This window comes from Sinorhizobium sp., assembly GCF_059070375.1.
In genome coordinates this window covers 2,619,486-2,634,482 of the sequence record NZ_JCACWC010000003.1, presented here as the reverse complement: position 1 = coordinate 2,634,482, position 14,997 = coordinate 2,619,486, and the positions used below count along the sequence as shown (strand labels likewise).

Sequence of the window (14,997 nt, the reverse complement as noted above, 5' to 3'; positions counted from 1 at the left end):
ACACACTTTCCTCATCCCGCTACAGGAGAGCTAGCCATGTTTTTCGCCATGAACCGTTTCCGTGTCGCAGCCGGCCAGGAGGAGGCCTTCGAGGCGGTCTGGAAGGCGCGGGACTCTTCTCTCTCGGAGATGCCGGGTTTCATCGAATTCCATCTGCTGCGCGGCGACAGCGTGCCGGAGGAAGGCTACACGCCTTTTATTTCGAAATCGGCCTGGGAGACCAAGGACGCCTTCATCGCCTGGACCAAGTCCGATAATTTCCGGGCGGCGCACCGAAGCGCCGGCGAAAACAAGGCAATGTATCTCGGTCCCCCGAAGTTCGAGGGCTTTACCGTCGTCGAGGGTGCCTGATCTGCCGCGCCGTCATGCTTGGCGAACCCGCGGCGGCTTGTTTGATTTCCTCATTCCTGTGCTTGTCACAGGAATCCAGCCAGACCAAGTCCTTGGGCTGAAAAAACGCTTTCCGCGCCGCAGACGCGGCGCTGCTGGATCCCTGTGACAAGCACAGGGATGAGGATGAGAGAGATTGCGGTCCTCCGAATCTCAACAGGTGTGGTTCACTTTCATCCGGAAGGCCAGTCTGCCTCCGAAAATGTGCGACTGCATACTGAAACTCCCCTCTTACCGGAATTCCTGTACTTCGGGCTTGTCCCTCCTCACGCTTCCGGGCGCAGGAATGCCCCGATCGCGACGGCAAGCCAGCCGGCCATCATCGTCAGGCCCCCGAGCGGCGCCGACATTGGGAAGAGGCCGTGGCCCGAGAAATGGCGCATGGTGAGGTCTCCGGCAAAGAGTGCCGTGCCTGCCGCCAGCAGCAAGGCGGCGAGGGCGGCGGTGCGGAAGTGCGCCCATCCGGCATGAAGCGCGACGAGCGCCGGTGCGTGGGCGAGGCACATGGCCGATGCGCCGCCGAGAAGACGCGGATCGCCATGCGAAGCGGCGGCGGCACTCGCGACGCCGAAGAGGCCCATGAGGCCGGCGACGAAAAGCATGGTCGAGCGCAGTCCGCTGTTCGGCATCCTGGCTATTCCTTGTTCTGCATATGATGGGCGAGCCGGGTGATCGGCTCCAGGATGATGTCCCTCAGCTTCGGGTGGGAGACGGTTTCTTCGAGTGCGCGGGTGAAGCAGAGAAGCCATTCGTCGCGCTCGACAGGCCCGATCCCGGCAATGAAGTGCCGGCGGCGCAGCATGGGGTGGCCGCGTTTCTGCACATAGATCGGCGGTCCACCGAGCCAGCCGGTCAGATATTCGTAGAACTTTTCCTCGCTGCCGGTCAGATCCGGCGGGTGGATTGCGCGGCAGCGCGCCGCCTCGGGCAGACTGTCCATCAGTTCGTAGAAGCGCCGTGTCAGGGCGCGCACGGTGGCGTCGCCACCGATCGCCTCGTAAAGCGTCGTCGTTTGCGGTTCCGTCATGGTCACGTTCCTCGCCGGGATTGGTACAGCGCGCGAACCGGGCGGGCAATGGCTTGCCATTCCTTCGCTTGCGGCTTTTCGGCGCGGCAGACATCGTCGTCTGCCTTCCGCGCGACGAACATCGCCCCGAGGAAAGCCACTTGACAAACCGTCCAGACGGTATGTTTATGAGCTATGACAAACGCCCCTTCAAGAAAGAAGCAGCCGCAACGCGTCCGCCGGCAATTGCTGGAGGTCGCGGGACGCCTGTCGCTGGAGCAGGGCATCGCCGCGGTCACCCTCGACGCCGTATCGCAGGCGGCGGGTGTCAGCAAAGGCGGGCTGTTGCACCATTTCCCGAATAAGCTGGCTCTGCTCGACGCCCTCTTCGATGATCTCGTCGTGCGTTTCGACAGCGCCCTCGACGAAGCGATGGCCGGAGATGACGTCGAGAAGGGACGCTTTACGCGTGCCTATCTCGGCGTCTGTTTCGCGCTCGATGCGGAGGCGCAAGGCTGGCAGATGCTGACCATTGCGCTCTTGGCCGAGCCGCACCTCAAGGAGCGTTGGCGCGAATGGGTGGCGCGCCGGTCCGCGCAATTCGCCGCGACGGACAGTTCGCCAAATTGTCTGCTCGCCCGCTTCGCCGCCGATGGCGTCTGGCTGTCGGATCTGATGCGCAGCCACGACATCGAAGCGTCGACCAGGGCGATCCTGCTTCAGAAACTCAACGCGCTTTCGCTGGAATAGAGGGCAGACCCGTGCCGCTTTCCCATACTTCGATCGGAGACGTTCCGTGAATCCCGCCACGCTCTACACCGTTCTGGTGATCGCCATCGTCTTCGAAGTGCTCGGCACGTCCGCCATGCAGGCGGCGCAGCACTTCACGCGGCTGACGCCCACCGTGCTCATGGTTCTGTGCTACGCGGTCGCCTTCTTCTTCCTCTCCTATGCGCTCCGCTACATCCCGGTCGGGATCGCCTATGCGCTCTGGAGCGGCCTCGGCATCGTGCTGATCTCGATCGCCGGCTACGTGGTTTTCGGTCAGAAGCTCGATCTGCCGGCTATTCTCGGGCTGGGGCTCATCATCGCCGGCGTGCTGGTACTCAACCTCTTCTCGAAATCCACCTTCCATTGATCGCGGTGACGATCGCGCTCGGCTTCCTGCAAGTTTTCGCTACAGCCTATCCACTGAAATTCCCGGATATTCATTGAAATGCGCAGTCCGTTTCAATAGCATCGCCTTTCGTCTCCGTCCGGACGCGCGGTGGCGATGTCCCATCCGATCTCCCTGATATAACGAAGGAAAATTTGGGAATGCAGGCGGTTTTCGACGGCCATAACGATGTGCTTTTGCGCCTTTGGCAACATGCACGCGGCGGTGCCGACCCGGTGGCCGAGTTTTCGGAAGGCACCGATAAGGGCCACATCGATGCGGCGCGCGCCAGGGCAGGCGGTCTCGCAGGCGGCCTCTGTGCGATTTACGTCCCGTCCGGCGATCTGGTGCTCAAGACGCCGGATGAGAATGGCCATTACGCGACGCCCATGGCGGCGCCGCTCGACCACTTGCCGTCGCTCGCGACCGCCATGGAGCTCGCAGACATCGCGTTCAAGCTCGACCGCGCGGGCGCCTGGCGGCTTTGCCGTTCGGTTGAAGAGATACGCGCGGCAATGGCCGACGAGGTGTTTGCTGCCGTCCTGCATATGGAGGGCTGCGAGGCGATCGGGCCCGACCTCGCGGCGCTGGAGACCTTCCACGCCGCCGGACTTCGCTCGCTCGGCCCTGTATGGAGCCGCCATAACGTATTCGGTCATGGCGTTCCCTTCGCCTACCCGATGTCGCCCGATACGGGGCCCGGCCTTACCGAAGCCGGCTTCGAACTCGTGCGCGCCTGCAACCGGCTCGGCATTCTGATCGACCTCGCGCACATCACGGAAAAGGGTTTCTGGGACGTGGCCAGGACGACCGACCAGCCGCTCGTCGCCAGCCATTCCAATGCTCATGCGCTGACGCCGGTCGCCCGCAATCTGACCGACCGGCAGCTCGACGCCATCCGCGAGAGCCGCGGCATCGTCGGCCTCAACTATGCGACGACGATGCTGCGCCCCGATGGGCAGGAGAACGCGACGACGCCGCTTTCCGACATGGTCCGCCACGTCGACTATCTGGTCGAACGTATCGGTATCGAATGCGTGGCGCTCGGATCGGACTTCGACGGCGCGACCATCCCCGAGGAAATCGCCGACGCGGCGGGGAATCAGAAGCTCGTTGCCGCGCTGGAAGACGCCGGATATGGTGACGCCGACCTGGCGAAAATATGCCGGGAGAACTGGCTGAGAGTTCTGGGTCAGGCGTGGCACAAGCCTGCCTGATCATCATGAAGAAAAGCCCGAGAAGGGTTAAAAGAGGGAAGCGCGATATGATGCACAAGCTCAACGGACGTTTTCGAGTTCTTGCCGCCTCGGCGGCACTCGCCATGGCAATGGGTGCGGCCCAGCCGTCCTTCGCGGAAACGCCGAAGGATACGCTGGTCGAGGGATTCGCGTTCGACGACATCATCACCATGGATCCGGGCGAAGCTTTCGAGCTGTCGACCGCCGAGATGACCAGCAACACCTACAGCCTGCTCGTCCGGCTCGATCTCAACGACACGTCCAAGGTCATCGGCGACCTCGCCGAAAGCTGGACGGTCTCCGATGACGGCCTGACCTATACGTTCAAGCTCAAGTCCGGCATGAAATTCGCCTCCGGCAATCCGATCACCGCCGAGGACGTCGCATATTCGTTCGAACGCGCCGTCAAGCTCGACAAGAGCCCGGCCTTCATTCTTACGCAGTTCGGCCTCACCGGCGACAACGTCACGGAAAAGGCGAAGGCCGCCGACGCCGAGACCTTCGTCTTCACGGTCGACCAACCCTACGCGCCGAGCTTCGTGCTCAACTGTCTCACGGCGACCGTCGCCTCCGTCGTGGACAAGAAGCTCGTGCTCGAGCACGTGAAATCCGTTACGCCGAGCGACGAATACAAATACGACAACGACTTCGGCAATGAATGGCTGAAGACCGGTTACGCCGGATCCGGTCCGTTCAAGCTGCGCGAATGGCGCGCAAACGAGGTCGTGGTTCTGGAGCGCAACGAAAACTTCTACGGCGAACCGGCGAAACTCGCCCGCGTCATCTACCGTCACATGAAGGAAAGCTCCGGCCAGCGGCTGGCGCTCGAAGCCGGCGACATCGACGTGGCGCGAAACCTCGAGCCGGGCGACTACGAGGCGGTCGGCAAGAATGCCGATCTGGCGATGGCGAGCGCGCCGAAGGGCACGGTCTACTACATCAGTCTCAACCAGAAGAACGAGACGCTGGCAAAACCCGAGGTGCAGCAGGCCTTCAAGTATCTGGTCGACTATGACGCGATCGGCTCGACGCTGATCAAGGGCATAGGCGAGATTCACCAGAGCTTCCTGCCGAAGGGCGTGCTCGGTGCTCTCAACGAGAACCCCTACACGTTCGACGTTGCCAAGGCGAAGGAACTGCTGGCGAAAGCGGGTTATCCCGACGGCTTCACGGTCACGATGGATGTGCGCAACACCCAGCCGGTGACCGGCATTGCCGAATCTTTCCAGCAGACCCTGGCCGAGGCGGGCGTGAAGCTCGAAATCATTCCCGGTGACGGCAAGCAGACGCTGACCAAGTACCGCGCCCGCAACCACGATATGTATATCGGTCAGTGGGGCATGGATTATTTCGATCCGCACTCCAATGCCGATACCTTCACCAACAATCCGGACAATTCCGACGAAGGCACGAACAAGACGCTCGCCTGGCGCAACGCCTGGGACGTTCCGGAACTCAGCAAGAAGACCAAGGACGCGCTCCTCGAACGCGACAGCGCCAAGCGCGCCGATATCTACAAGGAGCTGCAGAAGACGGTTCTCGAGAATAGTCCTTTCATCCTGATCTTTCAGCAGACGGAGGTCGCCGGCCTCCGCGGCAACGTCGAGGGCTTCAAGCTCGGACCGAGCTTCGACACCAACTACGTCTGGAACGTATCCAAGGAATAGTCGAAAGGACCGTTCCCTTGAGCATGAGCGGAATTGAACCCATGAGCGGGCGCCGGCGCGCCCGTTCCCGGAAGGCGTTTGTCGCGGTACTGCAGTTTCTCGTCGTCGTGGCAACCACCTATCTCGGCCTTCTCGCCGTCACCTTCTTCATCGGCCGCGTCATCCCGATCGATCCGGTGCTCGCCGTTCTCGGCGATCGGGCGCCGAATCACGTCGTGGAACGCACGCGCGAGGCGATGGGGCTCAACCTGCCGCTTTACCAGCAGTTCTTCATCTACTGCCGGCAAGCATTCACCGGCGACTTCGGGACCTCGGTGCTGACCACCAATCCGGTCATGGCGGATATCCGCCGCGTCTTTCCGGCCACCATGGAACTCGCGACGCTCGGAACCTTGATCGGCGCATTCATCGGCGTGCCGCTGGGCGTTCTCGCCGCCGTCAAGCGCGGCAGCATCGCCGACCAGGTTGTTCGCGTCATCGGCCTCGTGGGCTATTCCGTGCCGATCTTCTGGCTGGCATTGCTCGCGCTGCTCGTCTTCTATGCGCGGCTGCAATGGGTCGCCTATCCCGGCCGCATAGATATCGTCTACGAATACAGCTTCACGCCGGCCACCGGTTTCTACCTCCTGGACTCGGCCTGGCAGGGCCAATGGGACGTCTTCCGCGACGTCTTCCGGCACATCATCCTGCCGGCTTCGCTGCTCGGCTATTTCTCGCTCGCCTATATCAGCCGCATGACCCGCAGCTTCATGCTGAACGAGCTGCAGCAGGAATATATCGTTGCGGCGCGAGCCAAGGGCCTTTCGGAGGCGCGGATCATATGGACGCACGCGCTGCGCAATGCGGCGGTGCCGCTGGTGACGGTGATCGCGCTCTCCTATGCCGGCCTGCTCGAAGGGTCGGTCCTGACGGAGACCGTATTCGCCTGGCCGGGGCTCGGCCTCTACATCACCAATTCACTGCAGAATGCCGACATGAATGCCGTTCTCGGCGGCACGATCATCATCGGATCGGTCTTCATCGCCATCAATCTCCTGTCCGATCTTCTCTACCGGACGCTTGACCCGAGGACGCGCGCCCGATGAGCCTTGCCACCGAAACACGCCCGATGACGCGCCGCGAGTGGCTGCTTTCAGATCGCCCGCAGTCGCGGACCCAGGCTCGGCTCGGCCGTGCCTATATGACCTGGCGGCGCTTCTCCGCCAACCGGCTTGCGGTGCTCGGCCTTTGCATTCTGCTGGCGCTCGTATTCGTTGCGATCTTCGCCGATGCGCTCGCGCCTCACTCTCCGGTCATCGGAAACCTTGCCGGCGCGCGGCTTCTGCCGCCCGGCAGCGAGGGCTACCTGCTCGGCACGGACGACCAGGGCCGCGATATCCTCTCCCGGCTGATACACGGTTCGCGGCTGACGCTCCTCGTCGTCCTTCTCGTCGCAGTCATCGCGGCACCGGTCGGCCTGATCGTCGGCGCCGTCGCCGGCTATGCCGGCGGATGGGTCGACGCGGTCCTCATGCGCATCACCGACATCTTCCTCGCCTTTCCGAAGCTCGTGCTCGCGCTGGCCTTCGTCGCGGCGCTCGGCCCGGGGATCGAAAATGCGGTGATCGCGATCGCCATCACCTCCTGGCCGCCCTATGCGCGCATCGCCCGCGCCGAAACGCTGACGGTGCGCAACTCCGATTACATCGCCGCTGTGCGGCTGATGGGCGCCTCGCCCCTGCGCATCGTCTTCCGCCATGTCATGCCCATGTGCATGTCGTCGCTGATCGTCCGCGTTACGCTCGACATGGCCGGCATCATCCTGACGGCCGCGGGCCTCGGCTTCCTCGGCCTCGGCGCGCAACCACCGCTGCCGGAATGGGGCGCCATGATCGCCTCCGGCCGGCGCTTCATCCTCGACCAGTGGTGGGTGGCGACCATGCCCGGCATCGCCATCCTGATCGTCAGCCTCGGCTTCAACCTGCTCGGTGACGGGCTGCGCGATGCGCTCGATCCCCGGGAGAGCGGCCAATGAGCGCGCTTCTGACAGTCGAGGACCTCCGGGTCCGGTTCCCGACGCGCGCCGGGGTTGTCGAGGCCGTTCGCGGGGTTTCCTTTACCCTCGGGCGCGAGCGCCTCGGCATCGTCGGCGAAAGCGGCTCGGGCAAGTCGCAGACGGGCCGTGCCATCATGGGGCTGACGCCGCCGCACGCGGAAGTGACGGCGAAACGGCTTGCCTTCGAAGGGATCGATCTTCTTTCGGCCTCCCCAAAACTCCGGCGGGACCTGCGTGGCAAGCGCATCGCCATGATCCTGCAGGATCCGAAATATTCGCTGAACCCGGTGATGAGCATTGGACGGCAGATCGTCGAGACCTTGCGGCGGCATGAGAAGGTCGGCCGCGCGGAAGCGCGGGAGAGGGCGCTCGACATGCTCGCGGCCGTGCAGATCCGCGATGCTTCCCGCGTCTTCGACCTCTATCCGCACGAGGTCTCGGGCGGCATGGGACAACGGGCGATGATCGCCATGATGCTGGTTGCCGGGCCGGAACTCCTGATCGCGGACGAGCCGACCTCGGCGCTCGACGTGACGGTTCAGCTCGAAGTCCTCGCGATCCTCGACAAGCTGGTGGCGGAACGCGGCATGGGGCTGATCTTCGTCTCGCACGACCTGCGCCTCGTCTCCTCCTTCTGCGACCGCGTTCTGGTGATGTATGCGGGCAGGATCGTCGAGGAGATCGCCGCATCGGAACTCGGCAACGCCAAGCATCCCTATACACGAGGTCTCCTGAACTGCATGCCGGTGATCGGGGCGGATCGCCATCCATTGCCGGTGCTCGACCGCAAACCGGAGTGGGCGCTATGACCGAGGCCGTATCCGTCGAAAATCTGAGCGTCGTCTTCGACGAGTTCAAGGCGCTCGATGCCGTCCGCGTGGATGTCGCGAAGGGCGAGTCCTTCGGTCTCGTCGGCGAATCCGGCTCGGGCAAGTCCACCCTGCTGCGCGCCGTCGCCGGTCTCACCGCGGCAAGCGAAGGAACGATCCGGGTTTCAGGCCGCGAGGTTCGTGGCACGCGTCGTGACAAGGCCTTTTATCGGGCGGTGCAAATGGTGTTCCAGGATCCTTACGGGTCGCTGCATCCGCGCCAGACGGTCGACCGGCAGCTGATGGAGCCTCTGGCGATCCACGGCATCGGCGACGGCGAGCGCCGCATCCTGAAGGCCCTGGACGAGGTGGGCCTCGGATCCGGTTTCCGCTTCCGCTATCCGCACCAGCTCTCCGGTGGCCAGCGCCAGCGCGTCGCGATCGCACGCGCCCTCATCTTGGAACCCTCGATCCTGCTCCTGGACGAGCCGACCTCGGCGCTCGACGCGTCCGTGCAGGCGGAAGTGCTGAACCTCCTCGAAGAGGTGCGGCGCGACCGCGGCCTGACCTTCATCATGGTGAGCCACGATCTCGGCGTCGTCACCCATATGTGCGAACGGCTGGCGGTGATGCAGAACGGCCGCGTTGTGGAGCGGCTGACCTCGGCCGACCTGGTCGCCGGCCGCATTGCCGAGGAATATACGCGCAATCTCATGGTCGCGAGCAAGGGGTTCCGGCGGGAGGCGGCGGCACGAAGCGCGTAGGGTACCCCTCCGCCCGGCAGGGGGGCTTGCTGCCACCTTCACCCGGATCGCGCTTTAACCCCGCGGCAGCTTGTCCCGTCCGATCAGCGCGCCATGGTGACCGATCACGGCGGCCGCAACACGGGCGGCGAAGGCCGCGGCATCGGCCGGACTGTCGCCGCTGGCAAGACGGGCGAGAAAGGAACCGTTGAAGCTGTCGCCGGCGCTGGTCGTATCGACGACGGCGGAAACCTGCGAGGCGGGAACGTGAACCCGGTCTTCACCCGTAAAATCGAGCGTGACGCCGTTTTCACCATCCTTGACCACAACGTTTTCGGCGCCGAGTTCCCGATAGCGCTCGATCGTCGCTTCCACGGATGCATCGCCGAAATGCGTGGCCTCGTCGTCGAAACTCGGCATCACCATCGTTGCCGCACGCGCACCGGCTTCGATCGTCGCGCGCATCCGTGCGGCGTCGTCCCAAAGGCGTGGCCGGATGTTCGGATCGAAGACGACCTGCCGCCCGCCCGCCTTTGCCCGCCGAAGCTCCGCAAGCAATGTTTCTGCCGCCTCCGGCGACAGGATCGCCAGGGTGATTCCCGAGAAGAACACCACATTCGCCGCCTCGATCGCCGTCCGGAGCCGATCGGGATCGTCCGCGAGCAGTTTCGCAGCGGAAGTCGAGCGCCAGTAGGAAAAGCTGCGCTCGCCGTTCTTGAGGTGGATCATATAGAGGCCGGGCGTTCGCCCTTCGATCCTGCGGATGTGCGCCGCGCCGACGCCGGTGCTCTCGATGAAGGCCAGCAGCTCGTCCGAAACCGTGTCGGTTCCGACGGCCGTGAAATAATCGACCGTCCAGTCCGCCGGCAGGAAGAGCCGGGCGTAATAGGCGGTATTGAAGGTGTCGCCGGCATAGCCCTTGCGCAGCATGTCGCCTTCCGCCTGCATGAGTTCCACCATGCATTCGCCGATCGAAAGCAGTTTGCCCGTCATTCAGTCCTCCCTTTCCGCTGATCCGAATTAAGCGCATGTCACTGCGCGAGCAAGCGAATGTTGACGGCGGCGTTTACTCGAAGAAGCGGTGAAGATAAATCTGGGTTGCTGAACCAACCATGGAGAGCTGCGCATGCCGGCGGCATCTGGATCGAACGAAAACTGGTGGCGCGGAGCGGTGATCTATCAGGTCTATCCGCGCTCCTTCCAGGATACGGACGGCGACGGAATGGGCGACCTTCGCGGTGTCACCCGGCGGCTTCCCCATATCGCCTCGCTCGGGGTCGACGCCATCTGGCTTTCGCCCTTCTTCACGTCGCCCCAGGCGGACATGGGCTATGACGTTTCGGATTATTGCGACGTCGATCCCATGTTCGGCACGCTTGCCGATTTCGACGAGATGCTGGCGGAGGCCCATCGGCTGGGGCTCAAGGTGATCATCGACCAGGTGATCTCGCATACATCCGACCGGCACCCCTGGTTCGTCGAAAGCCGCTCGAGCCGGACCAATGCCATGGCGGATTGGTATGTGTGGGCCGACCCGAAGCCGGACGGCACGGCGCCGAACAACTGGCTTTCGATCTTCGGCGGTCCGGGCTGGGAATGGGACGGGGTGCGCCGGCAATATTACCTGCATAACTTCCTGTCGTCGCAGCCGGACCTCAACTTCCACAACCCGGAGGTTCAGGAGGCGGTGCTCGCGACGGTCCGCTTCTGGCTCGACCGCGGGGTCGACGGTTTCAGGCTCGATACGGCGAATTTCTATTTCCACGACAAGCTTCTGCGGGACAATCCGCCGCTGGTGCCGGATCCGGATGCAACGAGCCGCGATGCTCCGGAGGTCAATCCCTACGGCATGCAGGACCACCTCTATGACAAGACGCAGCCGGAAAACCTCGGTTTCCTGCGCCGGTTTCGAGCGCTGCTCGATGAATATGGCGGCCGTGCGACGGTGGGGGAGGTCGGCGACGGGTCACGCTCGCTGCAGACGGTTGCCGCCTATACGAGCGGCGGCGACAAGCTGCACATGTGCTATACCTTCGACCTGCTCGGGCCGGAATTCACCGCGCGCCACTTCCGCCGCTGCGTCGAGAATTTCCAGTCTACGGTGACGGACGGCTGGGTCTGCTGGGCCTTCTCCAATCACGACGTCATGCGTCATGTCAGCCGCTTCGCGCCGCGCGAGGCCGACCGGGAGCGCGTGGCGAAGCTTGCGATCTCGCTGCTTGCCAGCCTTCGAGGCACCATCTGCCTTTATCAGGGAGAGGAGCTCGGCCTGCCGGAGGCGGAGCTTGCCTTCGAAGAATTGCGCGACCCATACGGTATCCGCTTCTGGCCGGCCTTCGCCGGACGCGACGGGTGCCGGACCCCGATGGTCTGGGAAAGAGAGCTGACGAATGCCGGCTTTTCCGAGGGGGCTCCCTGGTTGCCGGTGCGCGACGGGCACCGAAGGCTGGCGGTGGATGCACAGGAGGGCGTCGAAGGATCGGTGCTCGAGCATTATCGCCAGACCCTTGCGTTCCGTCGGGCGCAGTCCGCGTTGGTCGACGCAGACATGACCTTCCTGGGCACCAACCAGGACCTTCTGGTCTTCACCAGAGAAAAGGAAGGCGAGCGGCTGCTGTTCGTCTTCAACCTGACCCAGGAGCCGCAGACGTTTCACCTCCCGACGACGCTCGTCGCCGAGCCGCATCCCATGCCCGGTTTTGCACCGGTTTTCGCGGATAATGCGATCAGTCTCGCCGCGCTCGACGTTTTCTGCGGGAGGTTGCGGTAGTGGAGTCGAGGTGCGGCTGCGTCAGCGAATGCCGCGCCTCGACCTTCACCCGATCAGCATGAACCTGTCCACATCGACAAGCCCGCGGTCGGAAATCTTCAAATGCGGGATCACCGGCAGCGGCAGGAAGGCAAGTTGCAGGAAGGGCTCTTCCAGCGTGGCGCCCAGCGCAAACGCGGCCTGACGCAGATGGTGTAGCGTATCGCGCACGCGCTCGTGCGGTTCAAGGCTCATCAGGCCGGCGACGGGCAGGGCGATCTCGCCGGTGACCTTGCCGTCCTCGACGACGACGAAGCCGCCTTTGATCTCGCCGAGCCGGTTGGCGGCGACAGCCATGTCCTCCTCGCTCACGCCGACGACACAGATATTGTGGCTGTCGTGGCCGACCGTGGAGGCGATCGCGCCCTTTTTCAGGCCGAAGCCCTGGACGAAGCCATTGGCATGATTGCCGTTGACCCCGTGGCGCTCGATCACGGCGACCTTGATGATGTCGCGGTCGAGATCGACGCCGGTCCGGTTGCCTTCGGCGGGCAGGCGATATCGGCGGTGTTCGGTGATGATCTTGCCGGGCAGGACGCCGAGCACCGAAGTCTCGCCTTCATTGTAGGGGAGGCCGAAGTCCGCAGCCTTGACCTCACGCGCCTTGACGCTGTCGAGCCCCACCGGCTCGACCGGCTTGCGCCCGGCGAAGAGGGCATCCGTAACGCGCCGGCCGGCGGAGAGGACGAGTTCGGCCTTGCAATTTTCCAGGCTGTCGACGACGACGAGGTCGGCGCGCCAGCCAGGTGCCACGAGGCCGCGATCGCGCAGGCCGAAGGCGCGCGCGGCGGAAATCGAAGCGGCACGATAGATGGCGAGCGGCTCGACGCCGGCGGCGATAGCCGTGCGGATCATGTGGTCGAGATGGCCCTGCTCGGCGATATCGAGCGGGTTGCGGTCGTCGGTGCAGAGGGCCAGATAGGGCGACAGCCGCTCGGTGAGAATCGGCATGAGGGCCTGCAGGTCCTTGGAAACGGAACCTTCGCGAACGAGGATGTGCATGCCCTTGCGTATCTTTTCGAGCGCTTCCTCCGCGCTCGTGCATTCGTGATCGGTGCGGATCCCCGCGGCGAGATAGCCGTTCAGTTCCTTGCCGCGGAGCAGGGGGGCATGGCCGTCGATATGACCGTCCTGGAAGGCATCGAGCTTGGCGAGGCAAACCGGATCCTTGTTGACCACCCCGGGAAAGTTCATGAACTCGGCAAGGCCGATCACCTTCGGGTGGTGGCGGAAGGGCGTGAGGCGCTCGATCGGCAGGTCGGCACCGGACGTTTCCAGATGGGTCGCCGGCACGCAGGAGGAGAGCTGGACGCGGATGTCCATGATCGTCTCTGTCGCCGAATCCAGGAAATATTGTATGCCTTCGGTGCCGAGCACATTGGCGATCTCGTGCGGATCGCAGATAACAGAGGTGACGCCGAGCGGCAGCACGCAGCGGTCGAATTCGTGCGGGGTGACGAGCGACGATTCGATGTGGAGATGCGTGTCGATGAAGCCGGGAACGACGATGCGGCCGGTAACGTCGATCTCCTCACGGCCCTGGTAGTCGCCGCAGGTGCCGACGATCCGCTCGCCCGAAACGGCGATGTCGGAGGCGACCAGCTCGCCGGTGACCAGATCGAAGAACCGCCCGCCCTTGAGCACGATGTCCGCCGGCTCGCGGCCGACGCCCTGATCGATGAGACGCTCCAGCGCTTCGGACATGCGTGCACCTCGTCCTTGATATTGATTTCATGACAATAACCCTCTCCCCGTATCCGGGGAAAGGATTTTGCCTTTGGCAGGAATGCCTCAGATATTGTTCTTCAGAACGTCGCGCAGCTTGTCGAAAAGCTCGTCGATCTGTTGCTTTTCGATGATCAGCGGCGGCGACAATGCGATGATGTCGCCCGTAGTGCGGATCAGCAGACCTTTCTCGTAAGCCTTGAGGAAGGCGGAGAAGGCGCGCTTTGTCGGCTCGCCGGCGATCGGCTCGAGTTCGACCGCGCCGATCAGCCCGATATTGCGGATGTCGATGACATGCGGGCAGTCCTTCAGCGAGTGCAGCGCCTCCTCCCAGTAGGGGGCAAGTTCGGCGGCGCGCGTCAGCAGCCCTTCTTCCTTGTAGGTATCCAGCGTTCCAAGCGCCGCGGCCGAGGCGATCGGATTGCCCGAATAGGTGTAGCCGTGGAAGAACTCGATCAGGTGTTCCGGCCCGGTCATGAAGGCGTCGTGGATTTCCGATGTCACGAAGACCGCGCCCATCGGAATGACGCCATTGGTAAGCCCCTTGGCCGTGGTGATGATGTCCGGCTTCACGTCGAAATATTGAGCGGCAAAGGGCGTGCCGAGGCGGCCGTAGCCGGTGATGACCTCGTCGAAGATCAACAGGATGCCGTGCTTGGTGCAGATTTCGCGCAGCTTCTGGAGATAGCCCTTCGGCGGGATGAGAACACCGGTCGAGCCGGCGACGGGCTCGACGATGACTGCGGCGACCGTCGAGGCGTCATGCAGGGTGACGATGCGCTCGAGTTCGGCCGCGAGGTCGGCGCCGTGCTCGGGCTCGCCGCGGGTAAAGGCGTTCTTGGCAGGCAGATGCGTGTGCGGAAGGTGATCGACGCCCGTCAGCAGCGTGCCGAACATCTTTCGGTTGGCGACGATGCCGCCGACCGAAATACCGCCGAAATTGACGCCGTGATAGCCGCGCTCGCGGCCGATGAGGCGGAAGCGCGAGCCATTGCCCTTGGCGCGGTGGTAGGCGAGAGCCACCTTCAAGGCGGTATCGACCGATTCCGATCCTGAGTTGGTGTAGAGGACGTGGTTCATGCCCTCGGGCGCGATGTCGACCAGCCGGTTTGCGAGCTCGAAGGCTTTCGGATGGCCGAGCTGGAAGGCCGGCGCGTAGTCGAGTTCGCCCGCCTGTTCGCGAATCGCCTCGGTGATCTTCGGACGACAGTGACCTGCATTGACGCACCAGAGCCCTGCAGTTCCATCGAGAACCGTCCGCCCGTCATGGGTGGTGTAGTACATGTCCTTGGCGCCGACGAACAGCCGCGGTTCCTTCTTGAACTGCCGGTTGGCCGTGAAGGGCATCCAGAAGGCTCTGAGGTCGTTGGGCGTGGTGTTCAGGCGGTTGGACATGTCTTTCCTCCTCGTCGAGTCCCG

15 protein-coding genes are annotated in these 14,997 nt (G+C 63.6%); 10 read left to right on the top strand and 5 right to left on the bottom strand.

Annotation, left to right across the window (positions count from 1 at the left end):
- Window positions 1-36 precede the first annotated feature (36 nt).
- Window positions 37-351 carry a heme-degrading protein HmuQ gene (gene hmuQ, locus AC5J09_RS24720; protein WP_100671872.1) on the top strand — a complete coding sequence of 105 codons (315 nt, stop codon included), beginning with the start codon at window positions 37-39 and terminating at the stop codon, window positions 349-351.
- 305 nt (window positions 352-656) lie between these two features.
- On the opposite strand, the gene AC5J09_RS24715 is transcribed toward hmuQ, so the two are convergent.
- Both AC5J09_RS24715 and AC5J09_RS24710 read right to left on the bottom strand, forming a co-directional pair.
- Window positions 657-1,019: a DUF423 domain-containing protein gene (locus tag AC5J09_RS24715; protein ID WP_018095708.1), complete on the bottom strand. Its 363-nt coding sequence runs from the start codon at window positions 1,017-1,019 to the stop codon at window positions 657-659.
- Window positions 1,020-1,024: 5 nt separating this feature from the next.
- Complete coding sequence (locus tag AC5J09_RS24710) at window positions 1,025-1,417, bottom strand: globin domain-containing protein (protein ID WP_494298757.1); 393 nt, start codon at window positions 1,415-1,417, stop codon at window positions 1,025-1,027.
- Window positions 1,418-1,591: 174 nt separating this feature from the next.
- Here AC5J09_RS24710 and AC5J09_RS24705 point away from each other — a divergent pair, with 174 nt between their 5' ends.
- From AC5J09_RS24705 to AC5J09_RS24670, 8 genes are all read left to right on the top strand, one after another.
- Window positions 1,592-2,146 carry a TetR/AcrR family transcriptional regulator gene (locus AC5J09_RS24705; protein ID WP_018095706.1) on the top strand — a complete coding sequence of 185 codons (555 nt, stop codon included), beginning with the start codon at window positions 1,592-1,594 and terminating at the stop codon, window positions 2,144-2,146.
- A gap of 46 nt (window positions 2,147-2,192) precedes the next feature.
- Entirely contained in the window at window positions 2,193-2,534 is a 342-nt protein-coding gene (locus AC5J09_RS24700) for a DMT family transporter (protein ID WP_018095705.1), read from the top strand.
- Window positions 2,535-2,713: 179 nt separating this feature from the next.
- Window positions 2,714-3,769 (top strand): dipeptidase, encoded by a 1,056-nt coding sequence (locus AC5J09_RS24695; protein WP_494298755.1) that lies wholly within the window; start codon window positions 2,714-2,716, stop codon window positions 3,767-3,769.
- Window positions 3,770-3,816: 47 nt separating this feature from the next.
- A complete protein-coding gene (locus AC5J09_RS24690) occupies window positions 3,817-5,457 on the top strand; it encodes an ABC transporter substrate-binding protein (protein WP_100671868.1) in 1,641 nt (546 codons plus the stop codon).
- Between the two features lie 23 nt (window positions 5,458-5,480).
- Window positions 5,481-6,542: an ABC transporter permease gene (locus tag AC5J09_RS24685; RefSeq protein ID WP_033047285.1), complete on the top strand. Its 1,062-nt coding sequence runs from the start codon at window positions 5,481-5,483 to the stop codon at window positions 6,540-6,542.
- Window positions 6,539-7,471: an ABC transporter permease gene (locus AC5J09_RS24680; RefSeq protein WP_100671867.1), complete on the top strand. Its 933-nt coding sequence runs from the start codon at window positions 6,539-6,541 to the stop codon at window positions 7,469-7,471. Before AC5J09_RS24685 ends, AC5J09_RS24680 begins: the two co-directional genes overlap by 4 nt.
- Complete coding sequence (locus tag AC5J09_RS24675) at window positions 7,468-8,301, top strand: ABC transporter ATP-binding protein (RefSeq protein ID WP_494298754.1); 834 nt, start codon at window positions 7,468-7,470, stop codon at window positions 8,299-8,301. Before AC5J09_RS24680 ends, AC5J09_RS24675 begins: the two co-directional genes overlap by 4 nt.
- Window positions 8,298-9,065, top strand: coding sequence for an ABC transporter ATP-binding protein (locus AC5J09_RS24670; protein WP_494298753.1), 768 nt, complete (start codon window positions 8,298-8,300; stop codon window positions 9,063-9,065). Before AC5J09_RS24675 ends, AC5J09_RS24670 begins: the two co-directional genes overlap by 4 nt.
- Before the next feature lie 54 nt (window positions 9,066-9,119).
- Here AC5J09_RS24670 and AC5J09_RS24665 read toward each other — a convergent pair whose 3' ends face one another.
- Window positions 9,120-10,037, bottom strand: coding sequence for a sugar kinase (locus tag AC5J09_RS24665; RefSeq protein ID WP_494298752.1), 918 nt, complete (start codon window positions 10,035-10,037; stop codon window positions 9,120-9,122).
- A gap of 133 nt (window positions 10,038-10,170) precedes the next feature.
- Here AC5J09_RS24665 and bglA point away from each other — a divergent pair, with 133 nt between their 5' ends.
- Complete coding sequence (bglA, locus tag AC5J09_RS24660) at window positions 10,171-11,814, top strand: beta-galactosidase BglA (protein WP_127710157.1); 1,644 nt, start codon at window positions 10,171-10,173, stop codon at window positions 11,812-11,814.
- A 45-nt stretch (window positions 11,815-11,859) separates the two neighbouring features.
- On the opposite strand, the gene ade is transcribed toward bglA, so the two are convergent.
- Both ade and aptA read right to left on the bottom strand, forming a co-directional pair.
- A complete protein-coding gene (gene ade / locus AC5J09_RS24655) occupies window positions 11,860-13,557 on the bottom strand; it encodes an adenine deaminase (RefSeq protein ID WP_494298751.1) in 1,698 nt (565 codons plus the stop codon).
- Window positions 13,558-13,644: 87 nt separating this feature from the next.
- Entirely contained in the window at window positions 13,645-14,973 is a 1,329-nt protein-coding gene (gene aptA, locus AC5J09_RS24650) for an omega-aminotransferase AptA (protein ID WP_018095695.1), read from the bottom strand.
- Window positions 14,974-14,997: the final 24 nt, after the last annotated feature.

Excerpts from the sequence above, each read along its gene's own strand:
- AC5J09_RS24665 (WP_494298752.1), bottom strand. The coding sequence starts at position 10,037 with ATGACGGGCAAACTGCTTTCGATCGGCGAATGCATGGTGGAACTCATG.
- AC5J09_RS24675 (WP_494298754.1), top strand. The coding sequence starts at position 7,468 with ATGAGCGCGCTTCTGACAGTCGAGGACCTCCGGGTCCGGTTCCCGACG.
- AC5J09_RS24715 (WP_018095708.1), bottom strand. The coding sequence starts at position 1,019 with ATGCCGAACAGCGGACTGCGCTCGACCATGCTTTTCGTCGCCGGCCTC.
- hmuQ (WP_100671872.1), top strand. The coding sequence starts at position 37 with ATGTTTTTCGCCATGAACCGTTTCCGTGTCGCAGCCGGCCAGGAGGAG.
- AC5J09_RS24690 (WP_100671868.1), top strand. The coding sequence starts at position 3,817 with ATGATGCACAAGCTCAACGGACGTTTTCGAGTTCTTGCCGCCTCGGCG.
- aptA (WP_018095695.1), bottom strand. The coding sequence starts at position 14,973 with ATGTCCAACCGCCTGAACACCACGCCCAACGACCTCAGAGCCTTCTGG.
- AC5J09_RS24705 (WP_018095706.1), top strand. The coding sequence starts at position 1,592 with ATGACAAACGCCCCTTCAAGAAAGAAGCAGCCGCAACGCGTCCGCCGG.
- AC5J09_RS24710 (WP_494298757.1), bottom strand. The coding sequence starts at position 1,417 with ATGACGGAACCGCAAACGACGACGCTTTACGAGGCGATCGGTGGCGAC.
- ade (WP_494298751.1), bottom strand. The coding sequence starts at position 13,557 with ATGTCCGAAGCGCTGGAGCGTCTCATCGATCAGGGCGTCGGCCGCGAG.
- bglA (WP_127710157.1), top strand. The coding sequence starts at position 10,171 with ATGCCGGCGGCATCTGGATCGAACGAAAACTGGTGGCGCGGAGCGGTG.
- AC5J09_RS24685 (WP_033047285.1), top strand. The coding sequence starts at position 5,481 with ATGAGCGGAATTGAACCCATGAGCGGGCGCCGGCGCGCCCGTTCCCGG.
- AC5J09_RS24695 (WP_494298755.1), top strand. The coding sequence starts at position 2,714 with ATGCAGGCGGTTTTCGACGGCCATAACGATGTGCTTTTGCGCCTTTGG.
- AC5J09_RS24670 (WP_494298753.1), top strand. The coding sequence starts at position 8,298 with ATGACCGAGGCCGTATCCGTCGAAAATCTGAGCGTCGTCTTCGACGAG.
- AC5J09_RS24680 (WP_100671867.1), top strand. The coding sequence starts at position 6,539 with ATGAGCCTTGCCACCGAAACACGCCCGATGACGCGCCGCGAGTGGCTG.